This is a genomic window from Microbispora sp. H10836 (assembly GCF_012999525.1).
Classification (GTDB): Bacteria; Actinomycetota; Actinomycetes; order Streptosporangiales; family Streptosporangiaceae; genus Microbispora.
The window spans coordinates 215224-228954 of sequence record NZ_JABBWU010000014.1 but is presented as its reverse complement, the minus strand read 5'-3'; the positions used below and the strand labels follow the sequence as shown (position 1 = coordinate 228954).

The following is a 13731-nucleotide window of genomic DNA, read 5'->3' as shown; positions in this document are numbered from 1 at the left end:
CATCAGCCCCGCCGCCACTTCTGGTTGGCGCCGCCGTGGCACTCCCACTGGATCAGCCGGGCGCCGTCGCCGGTGTTCCAGGCGTCGATGTCGACGCACTTGCCGGACTGCGGATTGACCAGGTCGCCCGCCGCGCTGAGCACGAACTGCTGAGCGGGGTTGCCGCTGCAGGTCGCGATCTGGATCACCGCGCCGTTGTCCCTGGATCCCCAGGCGACGTCCATGCACAGGTTGTTCTGCGTGCGCAGCGTGCCGCCGGTGAACGTCCATTTCTGTGCGATGGTGCCGTTGCACGTGTACATCTGCAGCGGGGCGCCGTCGCGGAAGTCGGCGCCGGGTACGTCGACGCACTTGCCGTTGAGGCCGCTGATCAGTGAGCTCGTGTCGCCGCCGGTGGTGGTGAGGCTCAGGCCGTACGCGCCGAGGATCTCGTTGACCGGCTGGAAGAAGGTGACGCCGCCGGTGGAGCAGTTGCCCGCGGCGCCGGAGGTGACGCCCTGGGCCTGGTCGCCGGAGATGTAGGCGCCGCCCGAGTCGCCCCCCTCGGCGCAGGCGGAGGTCTGGGTGAGTCCGTAGACCAGTGAGCCGGAGTAGTTCACGGTGACGTTCCTGGCCTGGACGACCCCGCAGCGCCAGCCGGTGGTGCGTCCGGAGCGGCAGATCGAGGCCCCGACCGGGACCTCCTGCGAGCCGGCCACGGGGACGGTGCCGCCACCGTAGTCGTTGACCCAGGGGCGCGGCGTCCAGTCGCCGTTGGTGCGCACCCAGGCGTAGTCGTCGCCGGGGAACGACGAGGCGGCGAACGTGCCCTGGGCGGCGTTGTTGTAGCCCAGCGTCGGGTAGCCGGCGCGCCCGCAGTGCCCGGCCGTGACGAACCCGCCGTTGTTCACGGAGAACCCGACGGAGCACAGCACGTTGCCGTTGATGACGTACTGGTCGCCGCCCCGGAGGTCGTACACGAGACGGGGAGCCTGGGCGACGGCGATCCGCGTCGCCGCCGCGTCCGCGGACGCGGCCCGGACGAAGCCTTCAGCCGCGGCCCGGTCGGCCGCCGACACCACGACCGCGTTGGCGGCGGGGTCGACGTACCAGCCGTAGACGCCGGTCCCGGCACGGCCGGCGGCCCGGTCGAGCGCGGCCTTGACGTCGTTCAGCTGCCTGTCGCCGCGCTTCACGGAGACGGGGATGGCACCTGCCTCGCGTACACGCTCGGCGTCTCCCGTCTCGCGTACACGCTCGGTGTCGCCCGCGTCGAGGACACCGGCGGCCAGGCGCTGCTGCGCCGGGTCGTACCAGGCGCCCGCGAAGCGGTCGCCGAGCTCGGCGCGCACCCGCCGCTCGACGGCCGCCGCCGCGGCCTCGTGCGTCTGGCGGACCCGCGCCTGGTCGGGGGTCAGGCGCAGATCGCGCTGCAGCGCCTGCTGCATCGTCGCCGCGGTGCCGGTGGAGGGGGCGGCGGGACCCGGCGGGGGGACGGGGGAGGGGGCGGCGTGCACGGGCACGCCGGGGAGGACGAGCGCGACGGCGAACACCGCCACGCCCGTCAGCACGGTCAGTCTCACGGCAGTCCTTCTGGGGGGTGGACGAGACGTGAGAGCGCTCTCTGAAAAGAACCTTTACAGTGGTTGAGTCATCCGTCAAGGCCCAACATTTCCGCACATATCCCGTCACTGATCTCTTTCACCCCGGGGGTGGAAGGCATGCCAGGCACACGGCCGGTGTGCGGGCCGACGTGGGAGAGCGTTTGTCCCGTCATGGCCCGGCCGAGGAAACGGCGAGGTCGCCGGCTCAGCGCGATCCTCGCGAACGGGACCTGAGAGCGATCTTCCGCGGGGATACTGGGGGTTCGTACGTGCCCCCGACCCCCGGAGAGTCATGCCGCAGCCGCTGGAGCCGAGCGATCCCGCACGCCTGGGCTCCTGTCGGATCACCGGCAGGATAGGCGAGGGAGGACAGGGCGTCGTCTACCTCGGCGAGTCGGAGTCCGGCGACCTCGTCGCCGTCAAGCTCTTCCACGCGCGGCTCGGCCAGGACGCCGTGGCCCAGGCCGCCTTCGCCCGGGAGACGGAGCTCGCCCGGAGGGTCGCCCGGTTCTGCACGGCCCAGGTGCTCGAGTCCGGCATGGACGGCGGCCGGCCGTACATCGTGAGCGAGTACGTTGAGGGGCCCTCGCTGAACCAGGTGGTGGCCGCGCGGGGGCCGTTGTCGGGCGGCGCGCTCGAACGGCTCGCCATCGGCACGGCCACCGCTCTGGTCGCCCTGCACGACGCCGGGGTCCTCCACCGCGACTTCAAACCGCACAACGTGCTGATCGGACCGGACGGGCCTCGGGTCATCGACTTCGGCATCGCCCGCGCCCTCGCCGGGACGAGCACGATGACCAGCCAGATCGTCGGGACGCCCGCCTATATGGCGCCCGAGCAGTTCACTGCGGGCGAGCTCGGGTTCGCCCTCGACGTGTTCGCCTGGGCGTCCACCATCGCGTTCGCCGCCACCGGCCGCGCGCCGTTCGGCGCCGACGCGATCCCCGCCATCATCAACAGGATCCTGCACCACGAGCCCGACCTGGACGGCGTCGAGGCGCCGCTGCGCGACCTGCTCACGGCCTGCCTCGCCAAGGATCCGGCACGCCGCCCGGCCGCACGGGAGATCCTCGACCACCTGGTGGGCCCGCGCCACGACCCGCGAAGTGCGCCGGCGGCGCCGGCCATGCCGGCCGCGCCCGCCGAATCCGCTCCGGCCGGGTCACCGCCGGGCGGCCCGGCCGCGTCCGCCGTCGCGACCTCCGGCTCGTCCGGGCCGCCCGTGAGCCCGCCCGGCACGCCCGCGCCGGGCACCGCGCCGGGCACCGCGCCGGACACCGTGCCGGGCGGCGGCCGGCGCGGGCGGGTGGGAGCCACCGTCGCCGCCGTGGTCGTGGCCGTGGCGGTCACGGTGGCCGTCGTCGTCGCGCTGCTGCCGTCTCTGCACCCGCCCTTCGCGGGAACCGGCGCCTCCACGACGGAGCGGGCGGCGGCCGGCACGGCCCCGGCAGCCGGCGGTGCCTCATCGCCGTCCGCCGCCCCGTCGCCCGGCCGCACGGCCAAGCCGTCGCGGTCCGCGTCGCCCGTCTCCTCGGGCCGGCCCCGGGTGAGACCGTCCACGGCCGGGCCGGACACCACGCGGCCCGCCCCCACGAGGACGGTCACCGCACGGCCGACCGCCCGCCGCTCGCGGACGACCGCGCCGGTCCCGGCCGACTCGCCGGTGTCGACGCCGGCGCGGCCCTCGCCCACGCTGGCGAAGCGGCTCGTGGAGCTCGGACCGGGACACTTCACCGAGTACTGCGTGACGCTCGGCTGGGAGTGGGTCGAATACCGCGAGACGCCCACGCCCGGCGCGTACTGCGTCAAGCGGAAGGGCGACACGATGTACCTCACCCAGAGCCGGCGCGACGCCGGCTGCCGCTGGCGCTACCCCGATCAGCAGGCCTTCCACCGGTTCAAGGCCAAGTCGAACTACTGCTTCACCTACCGCTGACCGCAGGCGACCTCGCGCACCGAGGCCACGCCCTTTCTGAACGGCGGGAGAGCGGCAGGCTTCCGGCCTGCTGTCACCAGGTGTCCGTATCACATACGGCTATTTCTAGGCCATATATGGCTGGACAGCGTTTCAGCCGTGTTAGGCCGGGAGTCATTCCCACTGTCAAACATCCCCAGTGGACGCATCCCTCGACGCCACCACTGGGAGCATCATGGGTCCCGCCCTCGGCCGCCGCGCCTTCCTCCTCGCCTCCGGAATGACCGCCTCGGGCGTCGCGCTGGAGATGGCACTTTCCTCCGCCCCGGCCACCTCCTCGACCGTGACGCCCTCGACGACGGTCCACACCGTCGCCGGACCGCGCCACGGCACCGGCGGATACCGCAGGCTGTCCGACGGCCCCGGCTGGCGGCGGGTGACCCGCACCGAGCTGGCCGAGGCCAAGAAGGGCAGGGCCGACCGCCGTACGGCGCTCGCCTGCTTCGTCCAGTTCACCGACCTGCACATCACCGACGTGCAGAACCCGCAGCGCTATGAGTTCCTGCGGGCCGGGGACACGGGCTCCTGGCGCCCGCAGGAGGCGTTGACCGCCGTCGGCGCCGTCTCATTGATCGAACAGGTCAACGCCCTGCGGTACGGCCCGGCCACCCGGGCGCCGATCGGCTTCGTCATGACCACCGGTGACAACACCGACAACAACTCCCGGATCGAGATGGAGTGGTTCCTCATCGCCATGACCGGCGGCCGCTTCACCCCCAACACCGGCGACCCCGGCGGGTATGAGGGCGTGCAGAACTCCGGCCTCGGCCTCTACTGGCAGCCCGATTCCGGCATGCGCGACGTCGACAAGCGGGTAGGGTTCCCCCGCCTGGACGGCTTCCTGGAGGCGGCCATCCGCGAGGTGAGCAGCCCCGGCCTGGCCGTACCGTGGTATTCCACCGTCGGCAATCACGACCAGCTCTTCGGCGGCGCCTATTCCACGGCCGGTGGCTTCTTCGCCGATCTGGCCACCGGCTCGCGCAAGCTGTTCGCCCTGCCCGCCTCCGAGGCCGGCGCCGTCTACCAGGCACTGCGCCGGGGCGACCCCACGGGCGCCCGCTTCCGCGCCGCGTGGAAGCGCTACAAGGGCAAGGCCCGCACGGTCACCGCCGACGAGCGCCGCGCCCCCCTGAGCCCGCACGCCTACATCGCCGCTCACCTCGACCCGGCCTACACCGGCTCGGGACCCGTCGGCCACGGCTACACCCGGGACAATCTCGACAGCGGCCGGCTGGACTACTCCTTCCGGATCGCCGACGGGGTCGTCGGCATCAGCCTGGACACCACCGATCGCGGCGGCGACTACCGCGGATCGGTCGGCACGCGGCAGCTGGCCTGGCTGGAGCGGACCCTGAAGACCCACGCCGACGACACCGCGCTGATCTTCAGTCATCACCCGAGCTGGGCCATGACCAACCTCGCCCCCCATCCGGCCCGCCCGCACGAGAAGCGCCACGGCGGGCAGGAGTTGCTGGCAGTGCTGAGCAAGCACGGCAACGTGGCCGCGTGGGTCAACGGTCACTCCCATCTCAACAAGATCGTCGCTCACCACGGCTTCTGGGAGGTCTCCACCGCCTCCCACGTCGACTACCCGCAGCTGGCGAGGGTCGTCGAGCTGGCTGACAACCATGATGGGACGCTGTCACTGTTCACCACGCTGGTGGAGTCGGCCGCGCCGCGCCGCACCGACTTCACCGATTTGTCCCAAAGCGGCCTGGCCGCGCTCTACCGGGAGCTCTCGTTCAACTCCCCAGGCATGCGGAGCGGGCTGGCGGGCCTGCCCGGCGACCGTAACACCGAGCTTCTGCTGAAGAGGCGCTGACGGCGCGCATTCCCGATTGCGGCCGCGCTGTGCTGCACGTGCTCGGCGCGGGGGTCGCCGGCCGCGACGGCGACTCGCTGGGCGCGGTGCGGGCGACCAGCCGGACGGCCCGCAGAGCACGTCAAGCGCATGCTGAGCGACCGGCCCGGCCAGGTCCGGGATTCGGGACGAAGGCGCTCACCTCAAGGTGCGGGTGAGGAAGGCGGCCAGCGTGCGGTCGTAGCGTTCGCGGTCGGTGCTCCAGATCTCGGAATGGCCGGCGCCGGGAAACTCCTCGTACTGGATCGGCCAGTCCATCGCGCTCGACGCCTTGGCCAGCTCACGCGCCGTCTCCACCGGGTGCTCCTTGTCGGCGTCGCCCATGAGCAGCAGCGTGGGCGGCTTCACCCGCGGCGGGTGGCCGAGCAGGTCGATCGTGGCGATGTCGAAGCCGCCGCGCCAGTCGATGACCCGCTCCATGATCGGCACCATGAACGACGGCATGTGCATCTGGGCGGCGGCGAACTCGCCGGTACGCCGGCTGCTGATCTCCGGGTTCTCCAGCACGGCGGCCGAGACCACGTCCGCCAGGGGGGAGCGAGTGAGCAGCCGGCCGACGATCGCGCCGCCCATCGAGCTGCCGTAGAGGACGATGTGCCTGGCTCCCATGGACCGTGCCTTACGTATCGCGGCCTCCAGGTCACGCCACTCCGACTCGCCCTGGTGCAGGAATCCGTCCGGGGACGCGGGCGCGCCGAGGTCGTTGCGGTAGGTGATGCCGAGCACCGGCATGCCGACCCGGTGCATGGTGGCGATGGCGTGCAGGCTGGAGTTGCGGTAAGCGTTGCCGCCGTGCACGGTGATCGCCCAGGTGTCGCCGCGTGCGGGCACGTACCATGCGGGCGCGTCGCCCAGCTCGGTCGGCACCATGATCTCCGTGAAGTCGAGGCCGAGCGCCGTCTTCGGGTCGCCGCTGTAGGTCATGTACATCGACGCGCGGACCCCGGTCGGCGGGGTCTGACCGCTGACGCGCACACGCTCCACCCGGCCGGACGACCTCGTGACGATGTCGCCGACCATGGCGGAGCCGCTGCTCCAGTTGAGCGACCACGTGCCGGGACGGATGGTGGCGGCGGACGCGGTGACGGTGATGGTCCTGTCCGTCACGCCCAGGACGACCTCGGGATAGGTGATCGTCTCCGGGTGCTTCGGCACCAGGGTGATGTCGCTGACATACCAGGCACCCGCTCCCATCCCTCCCACCAGCAGGGCCGCCAGCACGGAGGCGGCCACGAGCAGCTTTCGCTTCATGTCCTCAGGCTGGTCGTACGGCACGGGCCGGCGGATCGCCCGTGGGAGTGGGATCGCGCCTCACTCCTGAGAGCGGGGCGTGACCAGCCCCGACTCGTACGCGAGCACCACCGCCTGCACCCGGTCGCGCAGGCCCAACTTGGCCAGCACGCTGCTGACGTGCGTCTTCACCGTGTGCTCCGTGACGAACAGCTCGGCGGCGATCTCCGCGTTGGACAGGCCTCGCGCGACCTGGCGCAGCGTCTCGAGTTCCCTGGGGGTGAGCGCGGCCAGCCTGCGGTCGTCGGCCTGACGCGCGGTGGCAGGGCGTGCGGTGGCGGGGCGTGCGGTGGTGGGGCGTGCGGTGGTGGGGCGTGCGGTGGCGGGGCGTGAGCGGCCCACCATGTCGCAGATCAGCCGCCTGGTCACGGTCGGCGCGAGCAGCGACTCACCCGCTGAGACGACCCTGACCGCCTCCACCAGCTCGGCCCGCCGCATGTCCTTGAGCAGGAAACCGCTCGCGCCCGCGCGCAGCGCGTCGTAGACGTACTCGTCGAGGTCGAAGGTGGTCAGGACCAGCACCTTCGCGGCCGTGTCACGGCAGATCCCGGCGGTCGCCGCGATGCCGTCGACCCTCGGCATCCGTACGTCCATCAGCACCACGTGCGGCCGGAGTTCGCGGGCCGCGCTGATCGCCTCGGCGCCGTCGGCGGCCTCACCCACCACCTCGAGGTCGGGTTGCTCCGCCAGCATCATGGTCAGGCCGTCGCGGACGAGGGTGTGGTCGTCGGCGATGAGCACCCGGATGCTGTTCTGCGTCTGCACGCCTCAGTCTACGGGGCCCGCGAGTCCCTGGGAGTGCCCGTGTCTGTGAGGGCGCCGGCGAGCGGCAGGCTGGCGGTGACGCGGAAGCCCGTCCCGGCTGAGCCGGTGACGAGCCGGCCGCCGGCCACCGCCACCCGCTCGCGCATGCCGATCAGCCCATGCCCGCCCTGCCCGTGCTCTCCGCTCACGCCGCGCCCGTCGTCGTGGATCTCCAGGTCGAGGGCATCGTCCCGCCACGTGATGCGGACCCGCACCCGGGTCGCCTCAGCGTGCTTGATCGTGTTCGACAGTGCCTCCTGCACGATCCTGTACACCGTGACGGCGAGGTCGGAGCGACAGGGGCGGGGCTCGCCGCGCTCCTCGAAGGTGGCGTCGAGCCCGGCCTGCCGCACCCCCTCGACCAGGGAGGGGACGGACTCGAGGCCGGGCTGCGGGTGGCGCTCGGCCTCCTCCGGCCTGAGCGCGAGGAGCACCCTGCGAAGCTGGGACAGGGCGTCCCTGGCGGTCGTCGATATCGTGTCGAAGATCCGCTCGGCCCTGGCCGGGTCGGTACGCAGGGCCACGGGCCCGGCCTCCGCCTGCAGGATCACCAGGCTCATCGCATGGGCGACGATGTCGTGCATCTCCCGTGCGATCCGCTCCCGTTCGCGTACGGCGGAGACCTCCCGCTCCTCGGCGAGCCGCCGCGCGCGCTCTTCGAGGACGGCGATGCGGTCCCTGCGCGCTCGCGCGCCGGCGCCCAGGGCGTAGGCGACGACGAACGCCGCCGCCGTGGGACCGTAGCTGAGCGGCTGGTGATGCTGCAGCACCGCCGCGGAGGCGAACCCCGCGATGGTGCAGAGCACTCCGGCCAGCATCCGCGCGGGAGGGGACAGTGAGGCGAGGCCGTAGGTCGCGATCAGCGACGCGGCGGGGATCCCGCCCATCGAGCCGGTGAGGAAGAGGGCGCCGGTGCCGACCCCCGTCACGGCGCTCACGAGCAGGGGGAACCGCCGCCGCCACAGGAGCGGCAGCGTGTTCACCGCGGCCAGGGCCGCCACCCACCACTCCAGACGATGGTTGAGCACGGCCATGACCATGATGCTCAGGAAGCACCCGATCGCGAGTACCGCGTCGACCACCGTGGGAGGTACACGACGCATCCGGCCAGTGTCCCCGACACCCCGCGGCCGTGGCCTCACTCCTGAGAGTGAGACCGGCCGGCTCCCGTACGGAACGGTCATGACGGCCTCGCGCAGGGCGTACGGCCGGTCGGTCTCCAGGCGGGTCACCTCAGACGACCTCGCCGGTCTCCCTGACCTGCATGAACCGGCGCAGGTCGTCGCGCACCTCGAGCGCCAGGAGATCACTTCGTCCCGGCGATCCTCTGCCGTGTTTGCGCTGCTCACAAGGGGGTATTCGGCTGCGCGACCGGGAGGCGGGCCGCATGGATGATCGCCTGTTTTCGGATCGCCGGGACGCGGGCTCGGTGCTCGCGGGGCTCCTCGGGCACTACCGGGGACTGCCCGGCGTCGTCGTCCTCGGCCTGCCGCCCGGCGGCGTGCCCGTGGCGTACGAGGTGGCGACGAACCTGGGCCACCCGCTCGACGCGCTGCCGGTGCGCAAGCTCGGCACGCCCGGCCGCGAGGAGCTCGCGATGGGGGCGATCTCCGGCGGCGGAGTGATCGTGCTCGACGAGGACGTCGTCCGCGGGCTCGGCATCCAGTCCGACACCATCCGGCAGGTGGTGGAGCGGGAGGCCCGCGAGCTGGCGAGGCGGGAGCGGGCCTACCGGGGCGACGCGCCCGCGCCGGAGCTGTACGGCAAAATCGTGATCATCGTGGACGACGGACTGGCGACCGGCGCGGGCATGCGCGCCGCCGTCCGCGCGGTCCGGCAGCGGGAGCCCGCCAGGATCGTGGTCGCCGTGCCCGCCGCGCCGCGGTCGACCTGTCAGGAGCTGTCGGCTCTGGTGGACGAGATCGTCTGCGCGACCACGCCCACGCCCTTCTTCTCGGCGGGGGAGTCGTACTGGAACTTCAGCCGGATCACGGACGACGAGGTGCGCAAGCTGCTGCACGCCGCGGCCGCCCAGGTCTCGGCGCGGGCTCGGGCGGTGCCCGCCCGGACCGGCCTCGCGATCCTGCGCTCGCAGCTCGTTCCCACACAGGAGGGCGTTCCCCCGGACGAGGTGCTGTTCGGCCTCGTCGGCGACGCGCGGTTCGTGCTGATCGGCGAGGCGTCGCACGGCACCCACGAGTTCTACGCCGCGCGCGCCCGCATGACGCGGCGGCTCATCGAGAAGAAGGGCTTCGTCGCCGTGGCCGTGGAGGCCGACTGGCCCGACGCGTACCGGGTGAACCGGTACGTCCGGGGGCGCGGCGACGACGCGTCCGCCGAGGAGGCGCTGCGCGGCTTCCGGCGTTTCCCCACCTGGATGTGGCGGAACGCGGACGTGCTGGAGTTCTCCGGGTGGCTTCGCGAGCACAACGAGCGGCTGGACGAGCGGGCGCGGGCCGGTTTCTACGGGCTCGACCTCTACAGCCTGCACCACTCGGCCGACGAGGTCATCGCGTACCTGGAGAAGGTGGACCCCGGCGCGGCGGAACAGGCCCGCGACCGATACGCCTGCTTCGACCACAGCGACGGCGACGACGGGCAGGCGTACGGCTTCGCCGCCGCCTTCGGCGCGGGGGAGTCGTGCGAGCGGCGGGTGGTCGACCAGCTCGTCGACCTCCAGCGCAACGCGCTGCGCTACCAGCGGGCGCAGGGGCTGCTCGGCGAGGACGAGTTCTTCCACGCCGAGCGGAACGCCGCGGTGGTGGCGGCCGCCGAGCGGTACTACCGCACGATGTTCGGCGGCCGGGTGTCGTCGTGGAACCTGCGCGACCGGCACATGGCCGACACGCTGTTCGCGCTGGCCGAGCACCTCGGCTGGCAACGCGGCGAGCCGGCGAGGATTGTGGTGTGGGCGCACAACTCCCACCTCGGTGACGCGCGGGCGACGGAGATGGGCGCGCGCGGCGAGCTCAACCTCGGCCGGCTGGTCCGCGAGCACAACCCGGAGGACTGCCGGCTCATCGGCTTCACCACCTACACCGGCACCGTCACGGCGGCCGGCGACTGGGGTCACCCGGCCGAGCGGAAGAACGTGCGCCCGGCGCTGCCCGGCTCGGTCGAGGAGCTGTTCCACGAGGTCGGGCACGAGGAGTTCCTGGTCGATCTCGCCCGTCCGGCCGGCGCGGCGGACGCGCTGCGCGGGGCGCTGCTCGAACGGGCCATCGGGGTCGTCTACCGTCCGGGCACGGAACGGCGGAGCCACTACTTCCAGACCCGCCTGCCCGACCAGTTCGACGCGGTCGTCCACATCGACGAGACCGGCGCGGTGGAGCCCCTGGAGCGTACGGCGCGCTGGGAGCGCGGAGAGGTCCCGGAGACCTACCCGGTGGCGCTCTGAGACCGGACACGCGTCCGGGCCGGCCCGCGCGGGCCGGCCCGGACGGTCATGCCGGGATCAGATCAGGTCGAACCGGTCGAGGTTCATCACCTTGTCCCACGCCTTGACGAAGTCCTGCACGAACTTCTCCTTGGCGTCGTCGCTCGCGTAGACCTCCGCGACCGCGCGCAGCTCGGAGTTGGCCCCGAAGACGAGGTCGGCCCGGGTGCCGGTCCACTTGACCTCGCCCGTGGCGGCGTCGCGCGCCTCGAACGTGGTCTGGTCCTCCGAGGCCGGCTTCCACTCCGTGCCCAGGTCGAGCAGGTTGACGAAGAAGTCGTTGGTCAGGACCTCGGGGGTCTCGGTGAGGACACCGAGCTTCGACTGCTGGTGGTTGGCGCCCAGGACGCGCAGGCCGCCGACGAGGACCGTCATCTCGGGGGCGCTGAGGTTCAGCAGGTTCGCCCGGTCGATGAGCAGGTACTCGGCCGGCAGGCGGCTGCCCTTCCCGTAGTAGTTGCGGAACCCGTCGGCGGCAGGCTCGAGCGCGGCGAACGACTCCACGTCCGTCTGCTCCTGCGACGCGTCCACGCGACCCGGCGTGAAGGGGACCTCGACGTCGAAGCCGGCGTCCTTGGCGGCCTTCTCCACGGCGGCGCACCCGGCGAGCACGATCAGGTCGGCGAGGGAGACCTGCTTGCCGCCGGTCTGGGCGGAGTTGAACGACTGCTGCACGTTCTCCAGGGTGCCCAGCACGGCCGCGAGCTGGTCGGGGTCGTTGACCTCCCACCCGATCTGCGGCTGCAGGCGGACGCGCGCGCCGTTGGCGCCGCCGCGCTTGTCACTGCCGCGGAAGGACGCGGCCGACGCCCACGCGGTGGAGACGAGCTGGGACACCGACAGACCCGAGGCGAGGATCTGCTCCTTGAGTGCGGTGATGTCCGCGGCGTCGACGAGCTCGTACGTCCGCTCGGGCAGCGGGTCCTGCCACAGCAGCACCTCGCTCGGGACCTCCGGGCCGAGGTAGCGGGAGACCGGGCCCATGTCGCGGTGGGTCAGCTTGAACCACGCCCGGGCGAAGGCGTCCGCGAACTCGTCGGGGTTCTCCAGGAAGCGCCGCGAGATCTGCTCGTAGATCGGGTCGAACCGGAGCGAGAGGTCGGTCGTCAGCATCGTCGGGGCGTGACGCTTCGACGGGTCGTGGGCGTCGGGGACGGTGCCCGCCCCGGCGCCGTCCTTCGGCCGCCACTGGTTGGCGCCGGCGGGGCTCTTGAACAGCTCCCACTCGTAGCCGAAGAGGACCTCGAAGAAGGTGTTGTCCCACGTGGTCGGGGTGGGCGTCCAGATGACCTCGAGACCGCTGGTGATCGTGTCGCCGCCCTTGCCGGTGCCGTAGGCGTTCTTCCAGCCCAGGCCCTGCTGCTCGATCGGGGAGGCCTCGGGGTCGGGACCGACGTTGTCGGCCGGGCCCGCGCCGTGGGTCTTGCCGAAGGTGTGACCACCGGCGATGAGGGCGACGGTCTCCTCGTCGTTCATCGCCATGCGGCGGAACGTCTCACGGATGTCGCGGGCCGCGGCAAGCGGGTCCGGGTTGCCGTTCGGGCCCTCCGGGTTGACGTAGATGAGGCCCATCTGGACCGCGGCGAGCGGGTTCTCCAGCTCACGGTCGCCGCTGTAGCGCTCGTCGCCGAGCCAGGTGGTCTCGGGGCCCCAGTAGACGTCGTCGTCGGGCTCCCAGGCGTCCACGCGGCCGCCGGCGAAGCCGAAGGTCTCGAAGCCCATCGACTCCAGGGCGACGTTGCCGGTGAGGACCAGGAGGTCGGCCCACGAGATCTTCTTGCCGTACTTCTTCTTGACCGGCCACAGCAGGCGGCGGGCCTTGTCGAGGTTCCCGTTGTCGGGCCAGCTGTTGAGCGGGGCGAAGCGCTGCTGACCGGACCCGGCGCCGCCGCGGCCGTCGCTGATCCGGTAGGTGCCCGCGCTGTGCCACGCCATCCGGACCATGAGCGGGCCGTAGTGGCCGAAGTCGGCCGGCCACCAGTCCTGCGAGGTCGTCAGCACCTCGGCGATGTCCCGCTTGACCGCCGCGAGGTCGAGGGACTTGAACGCCTCACGGTAGTCGTAGTCCTCGCCGAGGGGGTTGGCCACGGCGGGGTTCTTGGCGAGGATCTTGAGGTTGAGCCGCTCCGGCCACCACTGGTGGTTGGCGTTGCCCTTGGTCGGGTGCGGGGCGCGCGTGTGCGCGACCGGGCAGCCGCCTTCACCCTCCGTCTTCGGGTCGACAACGATTGCGTCGTGGTTCTCGGTCAAGGGAATCCTTCTGGAACTAGTCGATCATGGGGCTCAGGAAGCGCGGGCGTTGGAACAGCCGGGGCACAGGCCCCAGTAGATGACGTCGGCCTCGTCGATCGTGAAGCCGTGGTCGTCGGACGCGGTCAGGCACGGCGCCTCACCGGCCGCGCAGTCGACGTCGGCGACGACACCGCACGACCGGCATACGACGTGGTGGTGGTTGTCGCCGACGCGGCCCTCGAACCGGGCCGGGCTGCCGGCCGGTTCGAGGCGGCGGACGAGTCCCGCTGCGGTCAGGGCATGGAGGGCTTCGTACACGGCTTGCAGAGAGACGTGGCCCACGCGATCGCGGACCCCGGAGGCGATCGCCTCGACGTCGAGGTGGTCACCGCTGCGGACGGTCTCGAGCAGTGCGACGCGGGCGGCCGTCACCCGCAGGCCGGCCCCGCGCAGTTCCTCGGCGGTCGTCGGAGTCCCGGGTGCGATCATGGCGCCTAACCTATCGTCATAAACACGAGGAGTTCAAGAGAAGGAACCACCCAAATTTTTT

At 71.9% G+C, this 13731-nt stretch carries 9 protein-coding genes; 3 read left to right on the top strand and 6 right to left on the bottom strand.

What is annotated here, in order from left to right; genetic code table 11:
• Window positions 1-2: 2 nt before the first annotated feature.
• Window positions 3-1562 carry a ricin-type beta-trefoil lectin domain protein gene (locus HHX30_RS25615; RefSeq protein ID WP_211592485.1) on the bottom strand — a complete coding sequence of 520 codons (1560 nt, stop codon included), beginning with the start codon at window positions 1560-1562 and terminating at the stop codon, window positions 3-5.
• 313 nt (window positions 1563-1875) lie between these two features.
• On the opposite strand from HHX30_RS25615, the gene HHX30_RS41955 reads away from it, so the two are divergent.
• Both HHX30_RS41955 and HHX30_RS25605 read left to right on the top strand, forming a co-directional pair.
• The gene (locus HHX30_RS41955; protein WP_249350419.1) at window positions 1876-3519 is read left to right on the top strand and encodes a serine/threonine-protein kinase; all 1644 of its coding nucleotides are present in this window, start codon (window positions 1876-1878) and stop codon (window positions 3517-3519) included.
• 178 nt (window positions 3520-3697) lie between these two features.
• Entirely contained in the window at window positions 3698-5380 is a 1683-nt protein-coding gene (locus HHX30_RS25605; protein WP_211592484.1) for a TIGR03767 family metallophosphoesterase, read from the top strand.
• A 177-nt stretch (window positions 5381-5557) separates the two neighbouring features.
• On the opposite strand, the gene HHX30_RS25600 is transcribed toward HHX30_RS25605, so the two are convergent.
• The 3 genes from HHX30_RS25600 to HHX30_RS25590 all read right to left on the bottom strand — a co-directional run bounded on the left by HHX30_RS25600 (window position 5558) and on the right by HHX30_RS25590 (window position 8616).
• Window positions 5558-6670 (bottom strand): S9 family peptidase, encoded by a 1113-nt coding sequence (locus HHX30_RS25600; RefSeq protein WP_169984517.1) that lies wholly within the window; start codon window positions 6668-6670, stop codon window positions 5558-5560.
• 60 nt (window positions 6671-6730) lie between these two features.
• A complete protein-coding gene (locus tag HHX30_RS25595; RefSeq protein ID WP_169984562.1) occupies window positions 6731-7405 on the bottom strand; it encodes a response regulator transcription factor in 675 nt (224 codons plus the stop codon).
• A 77-nt stretch (window positions 7406-7482) separates the two neighbouring features.
• Window positions 7483-8616 carry a sensor histidine kinase gene (locus HHX30_RS25590; protein ID WP_169984516.1) on the bottom strand — a complete coding sequence of 378 codons (1134 nt, stop codon included), beginning with the start codon at window positions 8614-8616 and terminating at the stop codon, window positions 7483-7485.
• Window positions 8617-8900: 284 nt separating this feature from the next.
• On the opposite strand from HHX30_RS25590, the gene HHX30_RS25585 reads away from it, so the two are divergent.
• A complete protein-coding gene (locus HHX30_RS25585; RefSeq protein WP_169984515.1) occupies window positions 8901-10910 on the top strand; it encodes an erythromycin esterase family protein in 2010 nt (669 codons plus the stop codon).
• 57 nt (window positions 10911-10967) lie between these two features.
• Here HHX30_RS25585 and katG read toward each other — a convergent pair whose 3' ends face one another.
• Together katG and HHX30_RS25575 are read right to left on the bottom strand one after the other, a co-directional pair.
• Complete coding sequence (gene katG / locus HHX30_RS25580; protein ID WP_169984514.1) at window positions 10968-13199, bottom strand: catalase/peroxidase HPI; 2232 nt, start codon at window positions 13197-13199, stop codon at window positions 10968-10970.
• Window positions 13200-13232: 33 nt separating this feature from the next.
• Window positions 13233-13670, bottom strand: coding sequence for a Fur family transcriptional regulator (locus HHX30_RS25575; protein ID WP_169984513.1), 438 nt, complete (start codon window positions 13668-13670; stop codon window positions 13233-13235).
• Between the last annotated feature and the right edge of the window lie 61 nt (window positions 13671-13731).

Coding starts and splice junctions, on each gene's coding strand:
- HHX30_RS41955 (WP_249350419.1), top strand. CDS start 1,876: ATGCCGCAGCCGCTGGAGCCGAGCGATCCCGCACGCCTGGGCTCCTGT.
- HHX30_RS25600 (WP_169984517.1), bottom strand. CDS start 6,670: ATGAAGCGAAAGCTGCTCGTGGCCGCCTCCGTGCTGGCGGCCCTGCTG.
- HHX30_RS25595 (WP_169984562.1), bottom strand. CDS start 7,405: ATGATGCTGGCGGAGCAACCCGACCTCGAGGTGGTGGGTGAGGCCGCC.
- HHX30_RS25590 (WP_169984516.1), bottom strand. CDS start 8,616: ATGCGTCGTGTACCTCCCACGGTGGTCGACGCGGTACTCGCGATCGGG.
- HHX30_RS25585 (WP_169984515.1), top strand. CDS start 8,901: ATGGATGATCGCCTGTTTTCGGATCGCCGGGACGCGGGCTCGGTGCTC.
- HHX30_RS25575 (WP_169984513.1), bottom strand. CDS start 13,670: ATGATCGCACCCGGGACTCCGACGACCGCCGAGGAACTGCGCGGGGCC.